Below are 16,423 nucleotides of genomic sequence, written 5' to 3' on the forward strand. Positions count from 1 at the left end.
TGGACTTGCCCGGATTTGGTGGAGAGCGTTTATCTCACTTCCTTGGCCTTTCGCTCGAATGCAATCGGGCTCTGGAAGTCGAGCGATGAATGGCGTCTGACGGGATTGTAGAACCCGTCGATGTATCTGGCGATAGCGTTTTCGGCCTGCTGGCGTGATTGCCAGGCGACTGGCCACAATAGCTCGGACTTGATGGTCTTGAAGAAGGTCTCGACCATGGCATTGTCATAACAGTTTCCCTTGCCACTCATTGATATCAGGACGCCGCGCTTTCGGAGTTCGGCCTGGTATTCGACAGAGCAGTATTGGCTGCCGCGGTCGCTGTGATGGACCAGACCAGGCTGTGGATTGCGAGCCGCGAGAGCACGGCGCAGGGCCTCGACCGCCAGGCCGCGCTTCAGTCGATCACTCGTGGCCCAGCCGACAACCCGTCTTGAGTAGAGGTCGATGATCACGGCCAGGTAGAGCCAACCCTCAGCAGTCCAGACGTAGGAGATGTCAGCGCCCCACTTTCTGTCCGGGGCATCCGCCGAGAAGTCCTGTGCAACATGGTTGGGGGCGATCGGCCAAGCATGTTCGCTGTCAGTTGTGCGCTTGAACCGGCGCTTCTGGCGGGCCACCAGCTTGTTCTCTTTCATCAGGCGAGCGGTTCGGTGCCGCCCGATCTGGTGCCCCTCATCGACGAGATCGCGGTGCATGCGGGAACTGCCGTAGGTCCCGTTCGACAGCGCAAAGGCCGTTCGGATGTGGGCAAGATGGATCATGTCCTGCCGCTGGCGATGACAGGCGGGGCGGTCCCGCCAGGCGAAGAACCCGCTCTGGCTGACACCGAGAACATGGCACATCCGCTGGATCGGGAAGCTGGCCTTCTCCGCCTCTATGAAAGCGAAGCTCATCGACTTGCGTCTTTCGCGAAGAAGGTTGCGGCCTTTTTTAGGATGTCGCGCTCCTGCTTCAGAACCGCGTTCTCGCGTCGCAACCGCTTCAGTTCCGCGTGCAGGTCCACCGACGCCTCGACCGGCTCACCGGCATCCCGTTCGCGACTGAGCCATCGCGTCAACGTCGATAGGCCAATGCCCAGATCTTCTGCGATCTCGCGCCGTGTCCGGCCGCTTGTCAGCGCAAGTCTAACCGCTTCCCGCCGAAACTCCGGCGTCGGTCTGTTTCCGTTTCCCATAGAACACCTCCTGGTTCCTCAGTTGGTGCTCTCCACTTTTTCCGGGCAAGTCCAGTTCACGGGTGTAAGAACTGACAAGGTACTATTTGTAGTAGGTCAAGGCTGACGTCGAACTGCGCGCCCGTGTCCGGGCCAGATTCCATGAAAAAACTTCAAAGATCTATTATGCGTGTTAGTCTGATTTACGTGTTAGTCTGATTCGTATACATGAGATTCTTTCATGAAACCCTATTTTTTGATTTGTCTGAGCTTGTTGGTCGCTGCAGTAGCAATTCCCGCATCTAGTCAAGAACTTCGAAGCGTGAGACAGTCGGACAACTCGATATTGATAGTATTCGTTCACGGCGTCCGGGACGACGGTGAAGAAACTTGGACTAATCGACGAACCGGAGCATCGTGGCCGGACTTGTTGATCAGTGACCCTGTTTTTGATTCTGCCGACATTGCTACCTATCACTATCCTTCTAACGTATGGGAGCGTGGAGGACTGAGCATAAGTCAAGTGGCTGATGACCTTCGACTTCGTCTCGAGAGCTCGAAGTTCGATCAATACGACCAAGTAGTTTTTGTGTCTCATAGTATGGGAGGTTTGGTAACCAGGAATTTTCTTTTGAAGAACCGAGAATATGCTGCGCAGGTTCCCTTGATGTTCTTCTTAGCAACCCCAAGTGGCGGTTCGAATCTTGCTGACATTGCCAGTTACATCACTGGAAACAACGATCAAATCAGAGGACTTCAGGAACTTGAGAACAACAACTTTCTCCAAGATCAGACATCATCGTGGCAAAGTTGGGCCGGCCGAACAAATATAAAAACGCTTTGTGCTTACGAGACGGTCCCTACAAAACGATTTTATGTTGTTGAACAAGTTAGTGCGCAGCTACTGTGCACTGAGAAACCTGTCCCCGTTGCCGAAAATCACAGCAATATCGTAAAGCCAAACGGGCCTGATGCTACGGTCTACATTGCTTTCAAGACCGCTTTCCAACAGACTTTTGATCAACCCCTTTTTGAACCCGATCTCACCAACACAATTCTTGTTGATGAAAACTGGAAACAACCGGAACGCACCATTCTTGCGGATGAGTTGGTGATAGCGTCTGACATTGAGCTTCTACCTGGAACAACCATTTTTGCAAACCAGGTGACACTTAGGGGACATACGCTTTTTGCATCGGATTTGGTCGTCGTAGCAGCGGCTGTTTCAGAAGGAATCATTGATGGGTCGGGTTCTACTTTCGGGGAGAGCGGATCAGAAATCGTAGTTGCGGCGGCGCAATTGTCGGGTGTCAGGATTAAGTCTCGTGGTGCGAATGGCAAGGATGGGGAGGACGGGCAAAACGGTGCTGCAGGAGCGTCAGGTCAGGCTGGAACGGACGGCCGTTGCGATGGCTTTGGAAACTTCCGAAGTCCGAGACCGGGTACAAACGGTGCAAATGGTCAAGACGGAACAGATGGACAAGGCGGTGCCCCGGGCGGAAATGGGGGGCAAATCTATGTGCTTTCGCTTACCCCGATCAACTCGCTCTTGGCGGAAACTGAAGGAGGTCGTGGCGGGTTCGGCGGACAAGCTGGACAAGGTGGCCAGGGTGGTCAGGGCGGTCCCGGTGGACAAGGTTGCTTTGGACTTGGCGGATCCAAGCCAAACGCTGCAAATGGACGAAATGGCGCTGATGGGAGAAACGGTGTAGACGGACGGGAGGGCGCAAAAGGACAGGATGGAGAACTGTGGTTCAAACAATTGGAGTCTCTTCAAGACATCAGCGCTTTGCTACCAATTTCCGATGAACTGATAGACTATCGAGATCGCATCAGGGAGGACATAAAGATCTTGGCTTTGCGTTAGAGCTGAGCGTATCGCTTTGATTCGAGATGTGTGTGACACACATTTCTGCAATTCGAAGTCCTTCGGACCTCAAAGGAGCACGCCGCGCCCAACGGTTGTCAAGGTCGTAGACGCTGTATTCGTATCCTAGTGCAGTCAATGGAATGAGGTAAGTAAATGCCTAGATGAACAAGTGTCAAGGTAAAAAAGCTTCGTCTAGAAAAAGGAATCGCTTGAAACTTCGCAACGCACTCTGATTGTATGACGAGAGATATTGGTTTGGGGGTAGTAAAGTGCGAACGCTTGGATTTCTGATTTTGCTTGTTCTTTTTCCTGGGGCTAAGGCCGTACCAGCACAGGCTCTGATCGAAATCTGTTCCACGCCAGTGGCACAAGGGGGTTGCATTGAGAGCTGTGCGCCTCTGTGCAAAACGAACGGGGATTTCATCCAAGCAAACACTAAGTTTTGTTTGGAGCAGGGTTGGTTCAGCAAGGATCCGGTGGAGGAGGGTGTTTCTGATCAGGCCATTTGCTCGCGATTGCTCGCCACGAATGAAGAAACTGATCCTGCGACGCTTGATGTCACAAAAAGTGACGACCCTTGCGCCGGCTTGACTGACTTGCGTGAACTGGCAAATTGTCAGAACGCGCAAGAGACGCCGTCTTGTTCGCCAAGTCCGAGAGCGCTTCGGGAGCAAACCGGAATATTGTTGGCAGAGCTCGATGCACAGATGTCCGAATACCAAGGACTCCTTGAACTCGATACGGCAAAAATTGAAGATGAAGAACGGCTTTGCGGAATCACTTTTGAGGAATTGGAAGAATTCTACCGAGATGCCTCAGAAGATCCGGAGATATTCAAACGTCTTGAAGGACGATCGAATGATATCGAAGCGTGTACTGGCGAATGGGAAGAGTGGCTAGCCACCTTCGACGTTGGTACTGGTTCTGGGGATATCAACGACGCGTTAGTTCGCTCCACTAAATCAAATATGGATCAATTGCGACCCCAGCTGAAAAACATGAACGTTGGCATTACACGTTTAGAACAAGCAGCGCCGCAGCTGTTGAATCTAGCGCGGTTGCACGTTTTGATTTGCCCGGAAACTCCTTCCGTAGAAAAGTCAGACTAATTCTTAGTTATTAAAGGAGGGCTTGAAAATGCCTACATTGTCTATGTTTAAATTTACTCGGGCCTACGCTGTTTTTCTAGCCCTGTGGATCGCGCCGGTAAGCGCTATGGCTCAAGGCTTGGATGATGCGCGGATTGCTGAAGTATCTCAACAGGTGCAACAGTTCATGTCTGATCTGCAAGAACGCAATGCTAGCTTGCCAGACACAGTCACGGCGCTTCGTGAAAGCCGGGAGCGGGTTGAACAGGCTGACGAGACAGTTACGCAGATGATTGCGGATCTGACTGAAATGACAGATCGGATGGATGTGGAGTCGGATTTCCGGCAAGAAATTGTAAACTTCGACGGTACTTTGTTGGATTTGATCGCGCAACTCGAAGTGAGCGGTGATGAGGTTTTGGAAGCGGCAGTGCCCGGGATGAGGGCGCGCTACGATCGCTTGCGGGAAATAGACCAGCGGCGTGCAAATGCGGTGATTGAAGCTCGGACCATCATTCGCGATCTTGAGGAGAATCGCGATCGGATCAAGCTTTTGCTACAGATTGGTGAGATCGACCGAGCCCTAGAGGCCATGGACAGTACCGTGAGCGGTTTTGAAGATGTGATTGCGCAGGCCAATGAGCTTGCATCAGCGGCCGTAGAAGTTTCTGTCACACCTTAAGCTAGCGTATTAGTTCGTGTTGAAAGTCAGCCTTCCGATTTGGATGATGCTCAAGGTGCCGAGATGAATAGTAGTGAGCGCGTGGTCTTGCTCTGGTTCGCTGCAATTTTTTTCGCTGTTCTCGGAGCTATCCTGCTGTTACGGGGGCAAGGGGTGTTTCCACAAGAGCAATTGGGCAGTGGATATCTAGCAGGGGTCGTACACCGCAGCATAAACAATGCGTTTCAGCTGGCGTTGGCTGCGGGATTGATAACGGTCGTTTTGCATCTGGTTGGGGCCTTGCTTTTGCTGCCTCGCGTAGTCAGCGTGACCGGCTATTCGCAATTGAGTCCTTGGTTGCAGGTGGTTTTCACATCATTTGGTTTCTTGGGGACAGTGATCGGCGTGTCGATTGCAGTTGCAGGCTTGCCTCAGGCGATGAACGATAATGACCCCACCTTGCTGATTCAGGGACTAAGTGCGGCCTTCGACACCACCTTCATTGGGCTGTTGGCGTCGGTTGTGGTCATGATCGGTCGGCAGGTTCTGCGTCTCACAATCGCAACTGATTAACTAGGTTTGGGGGGCAACGGGGATGGAGAGCGGGATCGGCAGTGGGATGGTCCTTGCGATGACGGACCTCTTTTTCTCCACCAGTGCAGTGCTGCTTATTGCAATAGCGTTGTCTGAGCAGGACGTACCTGTTCAAATACCCATACAAGCAGACCTGTTTGCTTTATGTCCCCCAGCAACGGATACGCCGGGACCAATACAAATAATGCCAGCGATGCCCGTAAAGGTTAAAGACGGCGAAATTGAGCCGTTTGATACAAGCGGTGCTATTCCGGTGCCAACGAAGGAGGCGTTGGCTGAAGCGTTAGCAGAATTGTCGGAGGCATTGATTGAGCAACCTTTGGTGACGGTTACACTACTGAATGTTAAACCGCATAAGGTGACTTCGCCTTGTCTGCTGGAAGCCAAAACAAATGTGTTTGGAGCCTACAATCTTTGGCTTTCTGAATTAACGGACAAGCCCGGCCTTCCACCGGTTGGAACGGCGATGTCTCCGGTTGGGCTGGAACCGATCCAAATGAAGCGATCCGATGCCAGACAGTGAGGGGCACAATGGTCTCGCCTCCGTCGATGTGGGCGTGGCGCTGCTAGCAGCGGTTTTGGCGATATTCGCGATGATCGAGTTTGCACCGCCGACCCCCGCGCCGCAACATGAATTGCCTACGATAGGTGCGTTGGAGGAAACGGTACCCGCGGTTCCGCCGGGATGGGCCGCCGTTCAGCCACGTACGGTTCTGACCTTACTGTATGGAACTGAACTGACGGTTCTGGATATGGGCCACATAGCAGCGTCGGCTTCTGATCTGAGTTTGCGGTTGGTCGATCACCCAACTGCGAATATGCGTTTTAACGAGGGGCGCGGCAATGGCCCGGTCAAGACGGAACTAACACTGACTTTTGATATCAGAAGTGTGCCAGCGTCCTGGGTACGTTGGCGTCGGAAACTGGATCCAAGTGCGTCCTGCGAAGAGTTACGTTTGGGGCTTCTGGGCTCGAGGGCTGGAGGCGTTGTCTCTTTGATCGTTGTTGCAGCCGATGAAACGGATGTGGGAGCAGCAATGGGATTGATGTCGGCCTGCGGATTGCAAACACGGATTAGTCTTCTGCCTGAACCAAAAGCTGAGGGGCGTGTCGTTCTTACGGTGGGTGTTTCGCAAGGGGTTTTTGCATTGGAGATAATGCTTCGATGAAATTGGTAACTTGCGTTGTCTTCTTGAGCTTGTTTGCTGGCACCGTAGCAGGGCAGACTGCGGAAAAGTGTGTTCCTAATGTGCTTTTTCGGCAGGGTTTGAGGATCGGAATTACCGTTTGTCCGGAGGACCCGCCAGTTGATGTCCAACGCATAAAAGAGCAGCGAGAGCGTGACTGCGGTAATTCAGATGTCCGGTTTGGCGATGTTGCTTTAATGCGTGGCAGTCTGGACGGTATAGAATGGTCGCGCCGCGAGCGGCGCGCATTATCCACCGCAGCCCTGTCGGATGATCTGGAAGTTGCGCTTGGTCCTTTGAGAGAAAGTATCGATCAGGCCGCTGGAACAGGTCTGAAAGAGACCGTTCTGATCCATCAGGCAGCTTTGACGGCACTGCAGTTCCAGGATCCGCAGCGCACCAAGGTGTTACTAGACGGAGTTACACTGCCCGCCGATGCACCGAAGGATGTGATCTTTGATCAGGTATTTCTAGGCATATTGGCTGATGCGCAAGAGGCGGGGGCGGCGGAATGGGCGGCAGAGCTTCTACCGCGGATCGATACACTGAAGACTGAGGACACGTCCGCCTTTGGTCTCCGCGCGTGGCGCCTGTACGGTTGGTTTCTGGCAAAATACAATCGATCATTTGCAAGCTGCGATGCTGCCATTGATGATTTTATGACTCGTGTGTTGGATGTTTCAGAGGCAAGTTCTTGCCCGTTGTTACTTGGCCACTTTGAACACGCTTTGGACCGTCGCCTCCAGTCCGCAAGCGCAACAAGATCGACGGAAGAGGCGCAGTGGCGCCTTCTGGCTGGAGGAGTTTTGGCTAGTGTCAGCGGGCGCGATGACGCGGCGTTGGTAGCACAAGCTAAGCTGGATGCGGTCGGTACCCTCTGCGCACCCCGTTTGAGCGCCGCTCTAACGCAAGCGCGAACAGCAGTATTGGAAGTGGGCCAATGAACTTGCCGGATGTCGTGGTCGGTATTGGGTTATTGCTCGTTAGCGTGGCCATTTTGGCTGCCGGTCTGCGGACCGCTTTAGCGTTGATTTTGGTCTCGGCTGGTTGTGTCGCTTTGTGGATGCTTATTTGGATTGGTGCTTTAGAAGGGACGCTTTATGCAGCGACTCAATTCGAGTCTGTGGCGATATCAGTCACAGCGATGGTATCAACGCAACTAGGTCAGTTCCTGTTCAGTTGCGTCACTGGGCTGTTAGCCCTAGCGGTGCCTTGTGCGATAAGGCTTCGCTTTCGGTTTGGTGGCCGTCAAGGCAATTACCTGGTGGCTGCATTGGTTTGTTCGATCGGCGCTGCCATTGTGCTGCAACCTGTCCTCTTGCCGGATATCGTCGGTTTAGCTGCCCTTTGGATTCTTTATGCGGGCTCCGTTGTGCTTGCTTTTGCTTCGGTGCCATTCGGGTCGCATGGGAGCGCAAGCCGGAGCGGCCCACAGATGGATTAGGTGCCTAGGTGTATGTATAATTTAAACAAAGTATCATTCCATTACCGTGCCGCTCAAGATGGGCGTTTGGAAGGATTGAGTGTTGATGAGCTGGAAATTGCTAAAACTGGGATTACGGCGGTCATAGGCCCATCAGGCTCGGGCAAGACAACGCTTTTGTCGATGCTCGCTGGTTTTGTATGCCCCGAGGTAGCCGAAACGGGATCGTTCAGCTTCGGCCAGAAAGACTTGCGACAGCAAGAGTTGGAGCCAGGCGACGTAGCCTTCGTTTTCCAGTCCTCGCTGCTGCTGGGAGCTGGGACGGCCGGGTTGAATACGCTTCAAGGTCACGTAGCTTCGGGCAAGGCTGAGTTAGATGTGACTCGCTATCAACGACTTTCTCAACATTTGGGGCTGGATCCAGAGGATGGAGCGTTGTTTGCGCGGAAGGCGCGCAGACTCTCAGGTGGTCAGGCACAGCGGATGGCGGTGTTACGAGCGCTGGCCACGGATGCGAAGGCCATCCTATGTGACGAACCAACCTCAAGCTTGGACAGGGCGAATGCTCGCCAAGTGCTGGTTGCCTTAAAGGAGTGGTCAAAGGACCGACCAGTTGTCTGGGTCACACACGGTTTGAACGAGGCTGCCGAGTATGCGGACAACTTCGTTTTCTTGCGCTCCGGTCAAGTTCACCAGCCGACCCCGTCTCAGGCAGCCCACTTAGCTTCGGACGATGTCTCGCGTCGATTATCGGCATTGGAAGCATTGTCAAAGGACTACTTTGTGACTTCCCAAGATGGAGTTTCAGGAGCAGATGACAATAGTAAGACTGTGCGAATTTCGGGCCAAGACTTCCGCACTTGGATTGCACATGCGCTATCGATGGACAGTCGAGTAGCTGAATGGGGCGCGAGCGATGGAGTTGGCTCGGTACAGACTTTGGGCGAAAACAAAGCGCTGGCCCAACTGGTTCCTGGCATGGCACAGGTTGGCGAAGGGTTTAGCAGTCGTCTGGGCCGATTCTTGCGCTTTCTGGTCGGTTACACCCAGCAAGCAACGATGGTACTCTTGGCGATCATGGCATTCCAGGTATTCGTGAGTTTGTCTGTTTACTTCGTTGCCAATGCTTTCATCACAGATCGATTGCAGGACCCAGCGGTGGCACGTCTAAGTTTTGAGCGAGTTATTAGCAGCGACCTAGATGCGCGGGCCATGGGTGCAGTGTTGGACTTCGCGCAACTTGACCAAGTTGCTGACCACTTAAAGGATTCTCTTGGGCCAGACGCTTCAAAAGAAGATCGCGATCGCACACGTGTCACAGGGATTCGACATGAACGACATCTGTTCCGTGGCCGGGTCGACGGCACACCCAGTCCGAACGATATGTGCCCATTTAGTTCAATTCAAGCCACGGTGACGGCACCGGACGATCCGCTTTTGAACCAAACCAAGCCCTTAGATGGCTTAACCGGAGGCAACTTTGCCGAGATGATCTCGACTGCCTACGCGAATGAACGTTATGCTAGGGTTGCCGTTATTACACGTGGTGCACGTGACCGGCTTGCCTCAACAGAGTGCGCTTTGCCCGACGGTCCCATAAGTCTGGATTGGAACGGAGCCCAAGCACCGCCTTACTACGATCTCACGCGAGTTTTTGTGGTCGAAGCATTGCCTCCCTCTTATCCCTACTTTCCCGAAGTATTGCTGTTCGAAAACGACTATCAGAACTTTGTTCGCATCGTCGGCGCAAAGGCTGGACCATTTGAGACAGCAAACGCTTATTTCCCATTGAATTCGTTTGCGACGATGCGCGCGGAAGTTGATGGAATGGGCTACACAGTTAAGGAAGACACCGAAGCGGCGGTGAAACTACTTCAACAGGTTGAAAGAATTTTTCAGATTGGACCAGGGCTTTTGCTCATGTTCAGTGCAATCGTAGGCGCTACGGTTTTAGCGCGAACCCTTTCGACTTTGCTTGAACTCAACAAGCGTGTTTTGACTTTGTTCCGGGCGTACGGCTTCCGCTTGCGGGATATTTTGAGCGTTGTTTTTCTTCATTTCCGGCCGGCCCTAGTCGGAGTTGTAATAGTGGTCTTTGTCGCCGGAGAGGCAACATGGTATATGTTGGAGGGATTCCTGAGTAACAGTGACTTAGGCAATTTGACGAAGCGCCGCTATACCGCGCACATTGTAACTGCTGCAGGATTTTTGAGCGTGTCTGGAGCGGTCATCTGTTTGCTGGTTTTAAACTGGTGGAGTGCGGTCGGTCGCCGTCTCTCGGACAATTTGAAGGAGTAACCACAGTGTCAAAGCATGTTCTGAAAAAATTGTTACAGGTGACGGCTCTCTGTTTTGCATTTTCGCAGCCATCGGCGGCGCAAACACCTAACACTTCAAGTCCAGATATCGTTGGTAATGAAATAGGAACACCGCCGGCAGCATTGGATGTATTGGCAGGTACTGATACGGAGAATGGTTCTGCTGTCGCTGCCGACGCATCCTCGTTGCAATGCCAAAAAGATCTGAGCGCTGCAGTCAATCAGATGCTTGTCATGCGAGAGAATCTTGAAGGCCAGCTGATGCAACTTCGTTCAGAGGCAACGCTATGCAAAGCCGAGATCCGGGATAGAGCGTCTGGCGCGGCCGAATTGCTACGCCGCGCTGAGGCAGCAGAGGCGCGCTTGCAAGAGCTTGATGGTACGCAAATTACAAACGAAGAGCGCACGAGGGACGCTGCAAGAATCAGTGAACTTGAAGCTCGCATTGACAGTCTCTTGGAGCGGCTCGCGTCGCTTGGCATCTCGGAAGTTGCGGAATTTAGTTACCTGCAAGGTGATCCGACAGGGTCACTATTGGACACCGGAAAACTTGACGCCCTTTCGCTTAGTGGAGTGGTGCCGCCAGACAATTGCCCTAAAGCATTGAATTGGCTACGCGATCGCTCAGGTGATGACAGCCCATTCCGCGTTGCTGCTTGGACCTACGACGAAATCGATGGCTGGAAGCTGTGCCGCTTCAGCAACTTAACATCTGAGCCCGAAGCAATCGCGCCCGTCGGCTCGGATAAGGCCCACATGCTCTATTTTCGTTGAAGGAAGTTGATATGGATCGAACTGTTAGATTTGTTACGGTTGTAGCTGTCTATTGTTTTTCTTGTTTGGTCAGCTCGTTGGCTCATGCACAAGAAACCGTTGAGAGTATGGACTGCAGTTTCGTTCTAAATGGTATTGCCGTTGCGTCGGCCTCTGGACAGGGCGGAAAAGACATGTTTTTGCGTCACCCAGGCGGCGTTGAGATGCTCTCGCCCTTGCGAAGCAAATTTGATAAGTCATCTCGATTGGTGATTGGTGAAGCACCGTCCGATGACAGTTTGTATTGTATGGGTTTCCGTCAAATTGTAATCGACGGCACCAACCATAACCTGATTGTATCGACCAGTGACGCCCAAGACGATAGGTCAGGAATTTTTTCGGTTCTGTTCTTTTCCTCTGACAAACGCGAATTTGATTCTTTCCGAGATCGCATCGAAGAAAATGGGACAGGGTTTGAATTTGATGTAGACATAAAGGAGGGACTGAATTCAGGTGTACTAAGCGCAGAGGCTTTGAACTTGGTCGACCTGCAGGTTCAGTTATTTGCCAACAACGCCAGAACGGATACAATAGCAGAGACTTTGCCGGATGAAATCGCGCCTTGGCATAGTCAGAACGGACGCCTTATCATGGTCGTTTGTTCGGCATCTGGTTGTCCGTTGAGTACTGAAGCTGCATCAGATGTTATTACCTCGCAATCGGTGCCATCGAAAACGGATACTGAGGTGATTCCTGAGCCTGAGGCCCCCTCGAACGAAGTCTCAGTCGGAGCCGCTGATCCAGAGGTGAATGTTCCTAAACAGATCCGCATCTTGGGGCAAAGTAGCAGCGGCGATACGCCGGCGCTATCAGATAAGCTCAACACACCTAGGATGTTGTTTTGTCTTTTGGATGCTGTCTTGGACACTCCGGCAATAGACGCAAGGGCATCGTGCGAAGGCATTGATCAGTTCAGCGAAGAGAATCGAAAGCTTTTTGCCCAAGGACGCGTTTGGTTAACGAATAATGACGAGTTCGTTTTCACTCCTGCCAAACTGCGCACTGATCGATTGGCGCGCATAGATGCGAGCCTGCCTGCAGCGGCGAATACCGCGTGTCGCGTGGAAGCTATCTACTCAAATGATGATTCAGAGTCGAATAAGGTACCTGGGGTACCAGGTTCTGGAGAAGATAGTCGGACTTTAACATTTGAACTGAAACCTTCCCCGAAATTTAACGAAGATAAAGTCTCAATTGTTTTCGCCGTGAACGATGAAGTGCTTTGCGGGATCGACACTCACGAAGTTCAGTTTTCCGCATTCGTACCATTTGCGGAACACATCATGGGTAGTGTGGAATTCGAAGCGTCGGCTGCGATAACGATCGGGCTATGGAATCTTAGTACATGGGAGAACCGGGCTGGTCGTTGGAACGGTTTCCTAGATGGTGATGTCTTGAGAGTCGTAAGCCAGGGCCTAGAGGCAGCGCATTTACAACGAGCCGACGCATTCAAAGATCGCAGATCTGCACTCACTGTTTCGTCGATCGCCACGCCGGAGGCGGGAGACGCTACTCTCGCGCTTTTGACGGGGTCAGAACTTACTACAAACGTCAGCTCGTCATTCGAAAGTGCGAGAAGCGCGTCAAAACGCAGGAGTCTTCTGCGGGAGACTTCGGTTTTTAGTTTGTCGAATTTGACGGACTCAATCTTTGGTGTGCTTCGCGAGGCTGAGGCGGCGAACAACACTCGCTTGCTCGTATCGTTAGTCGGGTTTCCACTCGAACAAGCTCCCGTCGATGTGTGCGAAGATGAGATCCTGATGGCCCTGGCGCGCGAAGTGGCTGTGGAGTTGTCAGTGGACATGGATTTGCGAATTGTTGCCATGCCGTTTGTGCGCTCCGGAGATCCAGTGAGCCAACTAAAGCCAGCTAGCTTTAATCCCAATCTCGGTACCCAGTCATCTGAAGTCTACATATGTCCAGGCAACAGCGATTTAGACAGTGTACCGCTTGCGATCTACCCGTTTGTCCCGGCGAATTGGCGTTCACAACAAGATTCTCTGACACGCTACGGCTCTGCGCTTGGAGACATTTTAGCAACCGAATTGATCGCCATCAGTCGGCCTGTGGCACGGTAAGTCGCCTACTGAAGGCGGGTTTGATTTGAAGGAGGGGAAATTGATATGACATTGCGTACCACTCTTTGGGCGTTGGCCTTTGCGTCAGTGCCGATCCCCGCGATTGCGCAACAAAGCATCATAGCGACTATCGAGAGCTTCCAACTTTCGGACCCTCAGCAATGTCCACAGGTGGTTGGCAAAGCGGCAGACTTGCCGCAAGGCGGCAATTGGCTGATCGGAGAGCAAATTGAGCTGCTTGGGCGGACGGCTCTGTCTGGTTCCAGAGACCGTGGTGATGTCATATTCGACCTGAACCAACCCTTTGAGAAGGTGACCTGCTATCAACAGTTCCCAGAGCTTTCTACAGGTGAACCCGCTGATCTTTACTTTGTGGCAACACAGGATCGGCAAACTTGTGGCTGGGTTGATGCGAATGACTTGCTTGCCACCAACACGCGGGGGCAGGGGCGTGGATCTCGGTCCATTTGTGAAACCCCCCGTGCTCTCTTTTTTTCCGATCTATGTACGAAGCTTCGGGGATTTGGGACACGTTACGCGGAAGAAGTTTGTGTGGACCCACCCTTCGGGTTGAGGGCCAAGGGTGTTCTAGTGGGGGCGACTGTGGATGGCTTTGCGGACACAAGTTTGCGCTATCCGTTCTACAACCGGCCAGAGCGTAACCCGGCTTATGAGCGTGGGGGATCGTCGTTTTTTTCGACAATAGAGATCCATGATGTATCGCGCAGTTCGGACGGGTCTGTCATGTTCCTCGTGGGCGATGGTGTTGGCGATATGTTCGGCTGGATTGAAGCCGATGGCGTTCGCCTTTGGCCAACCCGAATGGGCGTGTTTTTTGATCCTGAGGGCAGGGGCGGCTTTTACTCCAAAGACACCGATATGTTGACGGACTGGCGTCGGTCGTTGTTCGACCCCAATGTGACGCTTGATTTGAACCGAATCGAACGCCACTTGCATGGCGACAAGCCGTTGGTTAGCTATCCGATCGTACGTTTTGTTGACACCAGCGAACGCCTGGAGTTTCTCAATGAGGATACCGATTTTCACGAGGTAATTCTGTTGGGCACAGCGGGCGAAGGGCGCGCGAGCGCACTATTGTCGGCAGCGGAAAGTGCCGCGCAGCTTGAAGTATTGCGCGAGATCAACATTCATATTTTGGTTGATACCACTGAAAGTATGGTTGATTATCTGTCGCCACTTCGAGTCGGGATCTCTGAATTTATCGCAGGCTATGATGCAGCGCGTCGAGACCCTGCTACTCAGTTGCCGGATGCGAGGATTGCCGTAACCGCCTACAGCGATTTCATCGACACGGACGGCAAAATAAGTATGGTAGAGTTGGTACCACCCGTGGCGGTAAGCGGGTCTACGGATACACGCCTCTTTTTGAGCGAGCTGGAGCGGCATAGCGGTCTGGCCGATCCGATAGGCGGTTTTGTAGAAGCTGGCCTTGAGGCGGCGGATCAGATTTCAGGACAGTTCAAAGGGAACGGCTGGTTCGAGGCACGTCCCCATTTTATCATCCACATCGCGGACCACGGGTCGCGATCAGATGCAGAAGGAGCGATTCCGGAGATTACTGCCCGCATGGCGCGCAACAATGCCTTCTACGTCCCAGTAAACGCAGCAACGGATGACAAGGGCGAAACGCGACGCGAGAGCGCGCGTGCAGCCTACCTGCGTCAAGGTTCTGCTATGGTGAATGCACAAGGCATACTGTCGGGCGAGCTTTCGGAATCCGTCTTTCGGGTAGATCTAAATACGGGCGACGCCGCCGCGACAGTCACGCAGATCCTGCGGTTCGTGGTGCAAGAAGTCTCTGCAGCGCTTCAGAAAAACCGCTCTGATGAAAGTGGTTTGGAGCTGTCCACTACAACTGGCGACAGCGCTTTGGATGCAGCGTCGGCTAACTTCCGTATTGATGAGGTTCTTCTGGAAAGGCTGGGAATTGCAAGTGGCAGCCAGCGAGTGAGAGTGGCATTGGTTGAGCCGAGTTTTTCACCAACTGCGCGCCGCGATGGTGGCCCTGAGACAGAGGTCGCTTGGACTTACACGGTCGCGCTAGAAGAGGTTCAGGTTTCCGAATTGCAACCCAGTCTAGAACGGCTGTGTACGCTTCTGGGGTCCGGGGGACAGCCTGATCAGTTTCGAGCGCTTATTCGAAATATGGCAGCGTCATTCTCCGGCGACGCTCTGACAACGAACGATGAGGTTCTCGCCGTACTGTCTGAACTCTCAACTCTGCCAGGGGTTCAGGGCAGCTTCTTGGCGCGACCAGTCCAGTCGATATTGGATGATGCATCGAGCGATGATGCCGGTGTGGTCAACGAACTGCGCGAAGACGTTTGCTGGACAGCTTATCACTTCAACAACGTCATCGGTAAGCGCTATGCGGAACCGCGGGAGCTTCAGTGGAATGGTGCTCGGTTTGTCCTGAGGCCCGGGGTCAGCATACGGAAGCGCAACTATTTCTATGAACCTAGCGTGGGGGCGCCAGCTTACTATATCCCTTCGTGGTTCTTCGTGGTGCCTTCGGAAGTGCGTGCGCTGAAGGCGGAGTTTGAGCGGTCCGACGAAGGAGGAACGACGGGGCCATGTACCGGCTTTTTTTGCGAATAGTCGAAGTGCCATTGCGGCCAGTTCGCGTTTCTGATGCTTGAGTTGTTTCTTGGCGGCGTTATTCAGCGTGCAGACTGACCTGCCCCCCGAGGCTCCCTCATTCATAACGAGAGTCTGCAGGTCTGGTTTTCATATTCTTGGTCAGTGTTCTGGGCAAGCGCGCCGGGCGCGGAGCCCTCAAATTGCTCAAGCGTCCGGCGGGCTTCTGCGGGTGTTTGATTGCTGAGCGATGAGTGCGGTCTGACGTTGTTGTAATCGTACCGCCAGAGCGCCAGCTTTCGCCGGGCATCATCCAGGTTGTCGAACATCTCCTCGTTCAACAGGTCATCGCGCAGGCTGCCATTGAATGACTCGATAAAGGCGTTCTGCTGAGGCTTGCCCGGGTCGATGTAGTGCCAGTCCACGTCTTTGTCGTTGGCCCATTTCGGGATGGCCCGACTAGTGAACTCTGTCCCATTATCGCTGACAATGCTGGCGGGCTTGCCATAGATGCGAACCAGCGCATCCAGTTCCCGCGCCACACGGGTGCCTGAGATACTGGTATCGGCCATCAGGCACAGGTTCTCGCGGCAGCAATCATCGTTCACTGCCAGGATGCGGAACCGGCGTGAAGCAC

General features: G+C 53.2%; 14 protein-coding genes. 12 read left to right on the top strand and 2 right to left on the bottom strand.

All coding sequences use genetic code 11. The features are described 5' to 3' along the window. Positions 1–29: 29 nt before the first annotated feature. Positions 30–1,177, bottom strand: a protein-coding gene (locus tag ACOXXX_RS21410) for an IS3 family transposase (RefSeq protein WP_422828496.1) whose coding sequence is annotated in 2 segments (ribosomal slippage) — positions 30–902 and positions 905–1,177 — 1,146 coding nt in all. Because the reading frame shifts where the segments join, the coding sequence is not laid out codon by codon here. Between the two features lie 220 nt (positions 1,178–1,397). On the opposite strand from ACOXXX_RS21410, the gene ACOXXX_RS21415 reads away from it, so the two are divergent. The 12 genes from ACOXXX_RS21415 (at position 1,398) to ACOXXX_RS21470 (ending at position 15,807) form a co-directional block, all read left to right on the top strand. After that, positions 1,398–3,023: an esterase/lipase family protein gene (locus ACOXXX_RS21415; RefSeq protein ID WP_422828664.1), complete on the top strand. Its 1,626-nt coding sequence runs from the start codon at positions 1,398–1,400 to the stop codon at positions 3,021–3,023. A 236-nt stretch (positions 3,024–3,259) separates the two neighbouring features. Further along, entirely contained in the window at positions 3,260–4,135 is an 876-nt protein-coding gene (locus ACOXXX_RS21420; protein ID WP_422828665.1) for a hypothetical protein, read from the top strand. Positions 4,136–4,178: 43 nt separating this feature from the next. After that, positions 4,179–4,796: a hypothetical protein gene (locus ACOXXX_RS21425; protein ID WP_422828666.1), complete on the top strand. Its 618-nt coding sequence runs from the start codon at positions 4,179–4,181 to the stop codon at positions 4,794–4,796. A gap of 39 nt (positions 4,797–4,835) precedes the next feature. After that, the gene (locus ACOXXX_RS21430) at positions 4,836–5,348 is read left to right on the top strand and encodes a MotA/TolQ/ExbB proton channel family protein (protein ID WP_422828667.1); all 513 of its coding nucleotides are present in this window, start codon (positions 4,836–4,838) and stop codon (positions 5,346–5,348) included. Between the two features lie 22 nt (positions 5,349–5,370). Continuing rightward, complete coding sequence (locus ACOXXX_RS21435; protein WP_422828668.1) at positions 5,371–5,892, top strand: hypothetical protein; 522 nt, start codon at positions 5,371–5,373, stop codon at positions 5,890–5,892. Continuing rightward, positions 5,879–6,538, top strand: coding sequence for a hypothetical protein (locus ACOXXX_RS21440; RefSeq protein WP_422828669.1), 660 nt, complete (start codon positions 5,879–5,881; stop codon positions 6,536–6,538). Before ACOXXX_RS21435 ends, ACOXXX_RS21440 begins: the two co-directional genes overlap by 14 nt. Then, on the top strand, positions 6,535–7,500 hold the full coding sequence (locus ACOXXX_RS21445) for a hypothetical protein (RefSeq protein WP_422828670.1): 966 nt from the start codon (positions 6,535–6,537) through the stop codon (positions 7,498–7,500). Before ACOXXX_RS21440 ends, ACOXXX_RS21445 begins: the two co-directional genes overlap by 4 nt. Next, positions 7,497–8,000 (top strand): hypothetical protein, encoded by a 504-nt coding sequence (locus ACOXXX_RS21450; RefSeq protein ID WP_422828671.1) that lies wholly within the window; start codon positions 7,497–7,499, stop codon positions 7,998–8,000. Before ACOXXX_RS21445 ends, ACOXXX_RS21450 begins: the two co-directional genes overlap by 4 nt. 12 nt (positions 8,001–8,012) lie before the next feature. Further along, positions 8,013–10,277, top strand: a complete 2,265-nt coding sequence (locus ACOXXX_RS21455) for an ATP-binding cassette domain-containing protein (RefSeq protein WP_422828672.1) — start codon at positions 8,013–8,015, stop codon at positions 10,275–10,277. A gap of 5 nt (positions 10,278–10,282) precedes the next feature. Next, positions 10,283–11,071, top strand: coding sequence for a hypothetical protein (locus ACOXXX_RS21460; protein ID WP_422828673.1), 789 nt, complete (start codon positions 10,283–10,285; stop codon positions 11,069–11,071). A gap of 11 nt (positions 11,072–11,082) precedes the next feature. Continuing rightward, positions 11,083–13,188, top strand: coding sequence for a hypothetical protein (locus ACOXXX_RS21465; RefSeq protein WP_422828674.1), 2,106 nt, complete (start codon positions 11,083–11,085; stop codon positions 13,186–13,188). A 45-nt stretch (positions 13,189–13,233) separates the two neighbouring features. Then, complete coding sequence (locus ACOXXX_RS21470; protein WP_422828675.1) at positions 13,234–15,807, top strand: hypothetical protein; 2,574 nt, start codon at positions 13,234–13,236, stop codon at positions 15,805–15,807. A gap of 101 nt (positions 15,808–15,908) precedes the next feature. On the opposite strand, the gene ACOXXX_RS21475 is transcribed toward ACOXXX_RS21470, so the two are convergent. After that, the coding region (locus tag ACOXXX_RS21475) for an integrase core domain-containing protein (RefSeq protein ID WP_422828676.1) at positions 15,909–16,423 on the bottom strand (515 nt) is incomplete at its 5' end.

The organism is Thalassococcus sp. BH17M4-6, from assembly GCF_049323015.1.
GTDB lineage: Bacteria > Pseudomonadota > Alphaproteobacteria > Rhodobacterales > Rhodobacteraceae > Puniceibacterium.

What these genes read in the sequence shown, in the direction of transcription:
- ACOXXX_RS21440 (WP_422828669.1), top strand. Translation starts at nt 5,879, where the DNA reads ATGCCAGACAGTGAGGGGCACAATGGTCTCGCCTCCGTCGATGTGGGC.
- ACOXXX_RS21435 (WP_422828668.1), top strand. Translation starts at nt 5,371, where the DNA reads ATGGAGAGCGGGATCGGCAGTGGGATGGTCCTTGCGATGACGGACCTC.
- ACOXXX_RS21470 (WP_422828675.1), top strand. Translation starts at nt 13,234, where the DNA reads ATGACATTGCGTACCACTCTTTGGGCGTTGGCCTTTGCGTCAGTGCCG.
- ACOXXX_RS21425 (WP_422828666.1), top strand. Translation starts at nt 4,179, where the DNA reads ATGTTTAAATTTACTCGGGCCTACGCTGTTTTTCTAGCCCTGTGGATC.
- ACOXXX_RS21445 (WP_422828670.1), top strand. Translation starts at nt 6,535, where the DNA reads ATGAAATTGGTAACTTGCGTTGTCTTCTTGAGCTTGTTTGCTGGCACC.
- ACOXXX_RS21450 (WP_422828671.1), top strand. Translation starts at nt 7,497, where the DNA reads ATGAACTTGCCGGATGTCGTGGTCGGTATTGGGTTATTGCTCGTTAGC.
- ACOXXX_RS21465 (WP_422828674.1), top strand. Translation starts at nt 11,083, where the DNA reads ATGGATCGAACTGTTAGATTTGTTACGGTTGTAGCTGTCTATTGTTTT.
- ACOXXX_RS21455 (WP_422828672.1), top strand. Translation starts at nt 8,013, where the DNA reads ATGTATAATTTAAACAAAGTATCATTCCATTACCGTGCCGCTCAAGAT.
- ACOXXX_RS21415 (WP_422828664.1), top strand. Translation starts at nt 1,398, where the DNA reads ATGAAACCCTATTTTTTGATTTGTCTGAGCTTGTTGGTCGCTGCAGTA.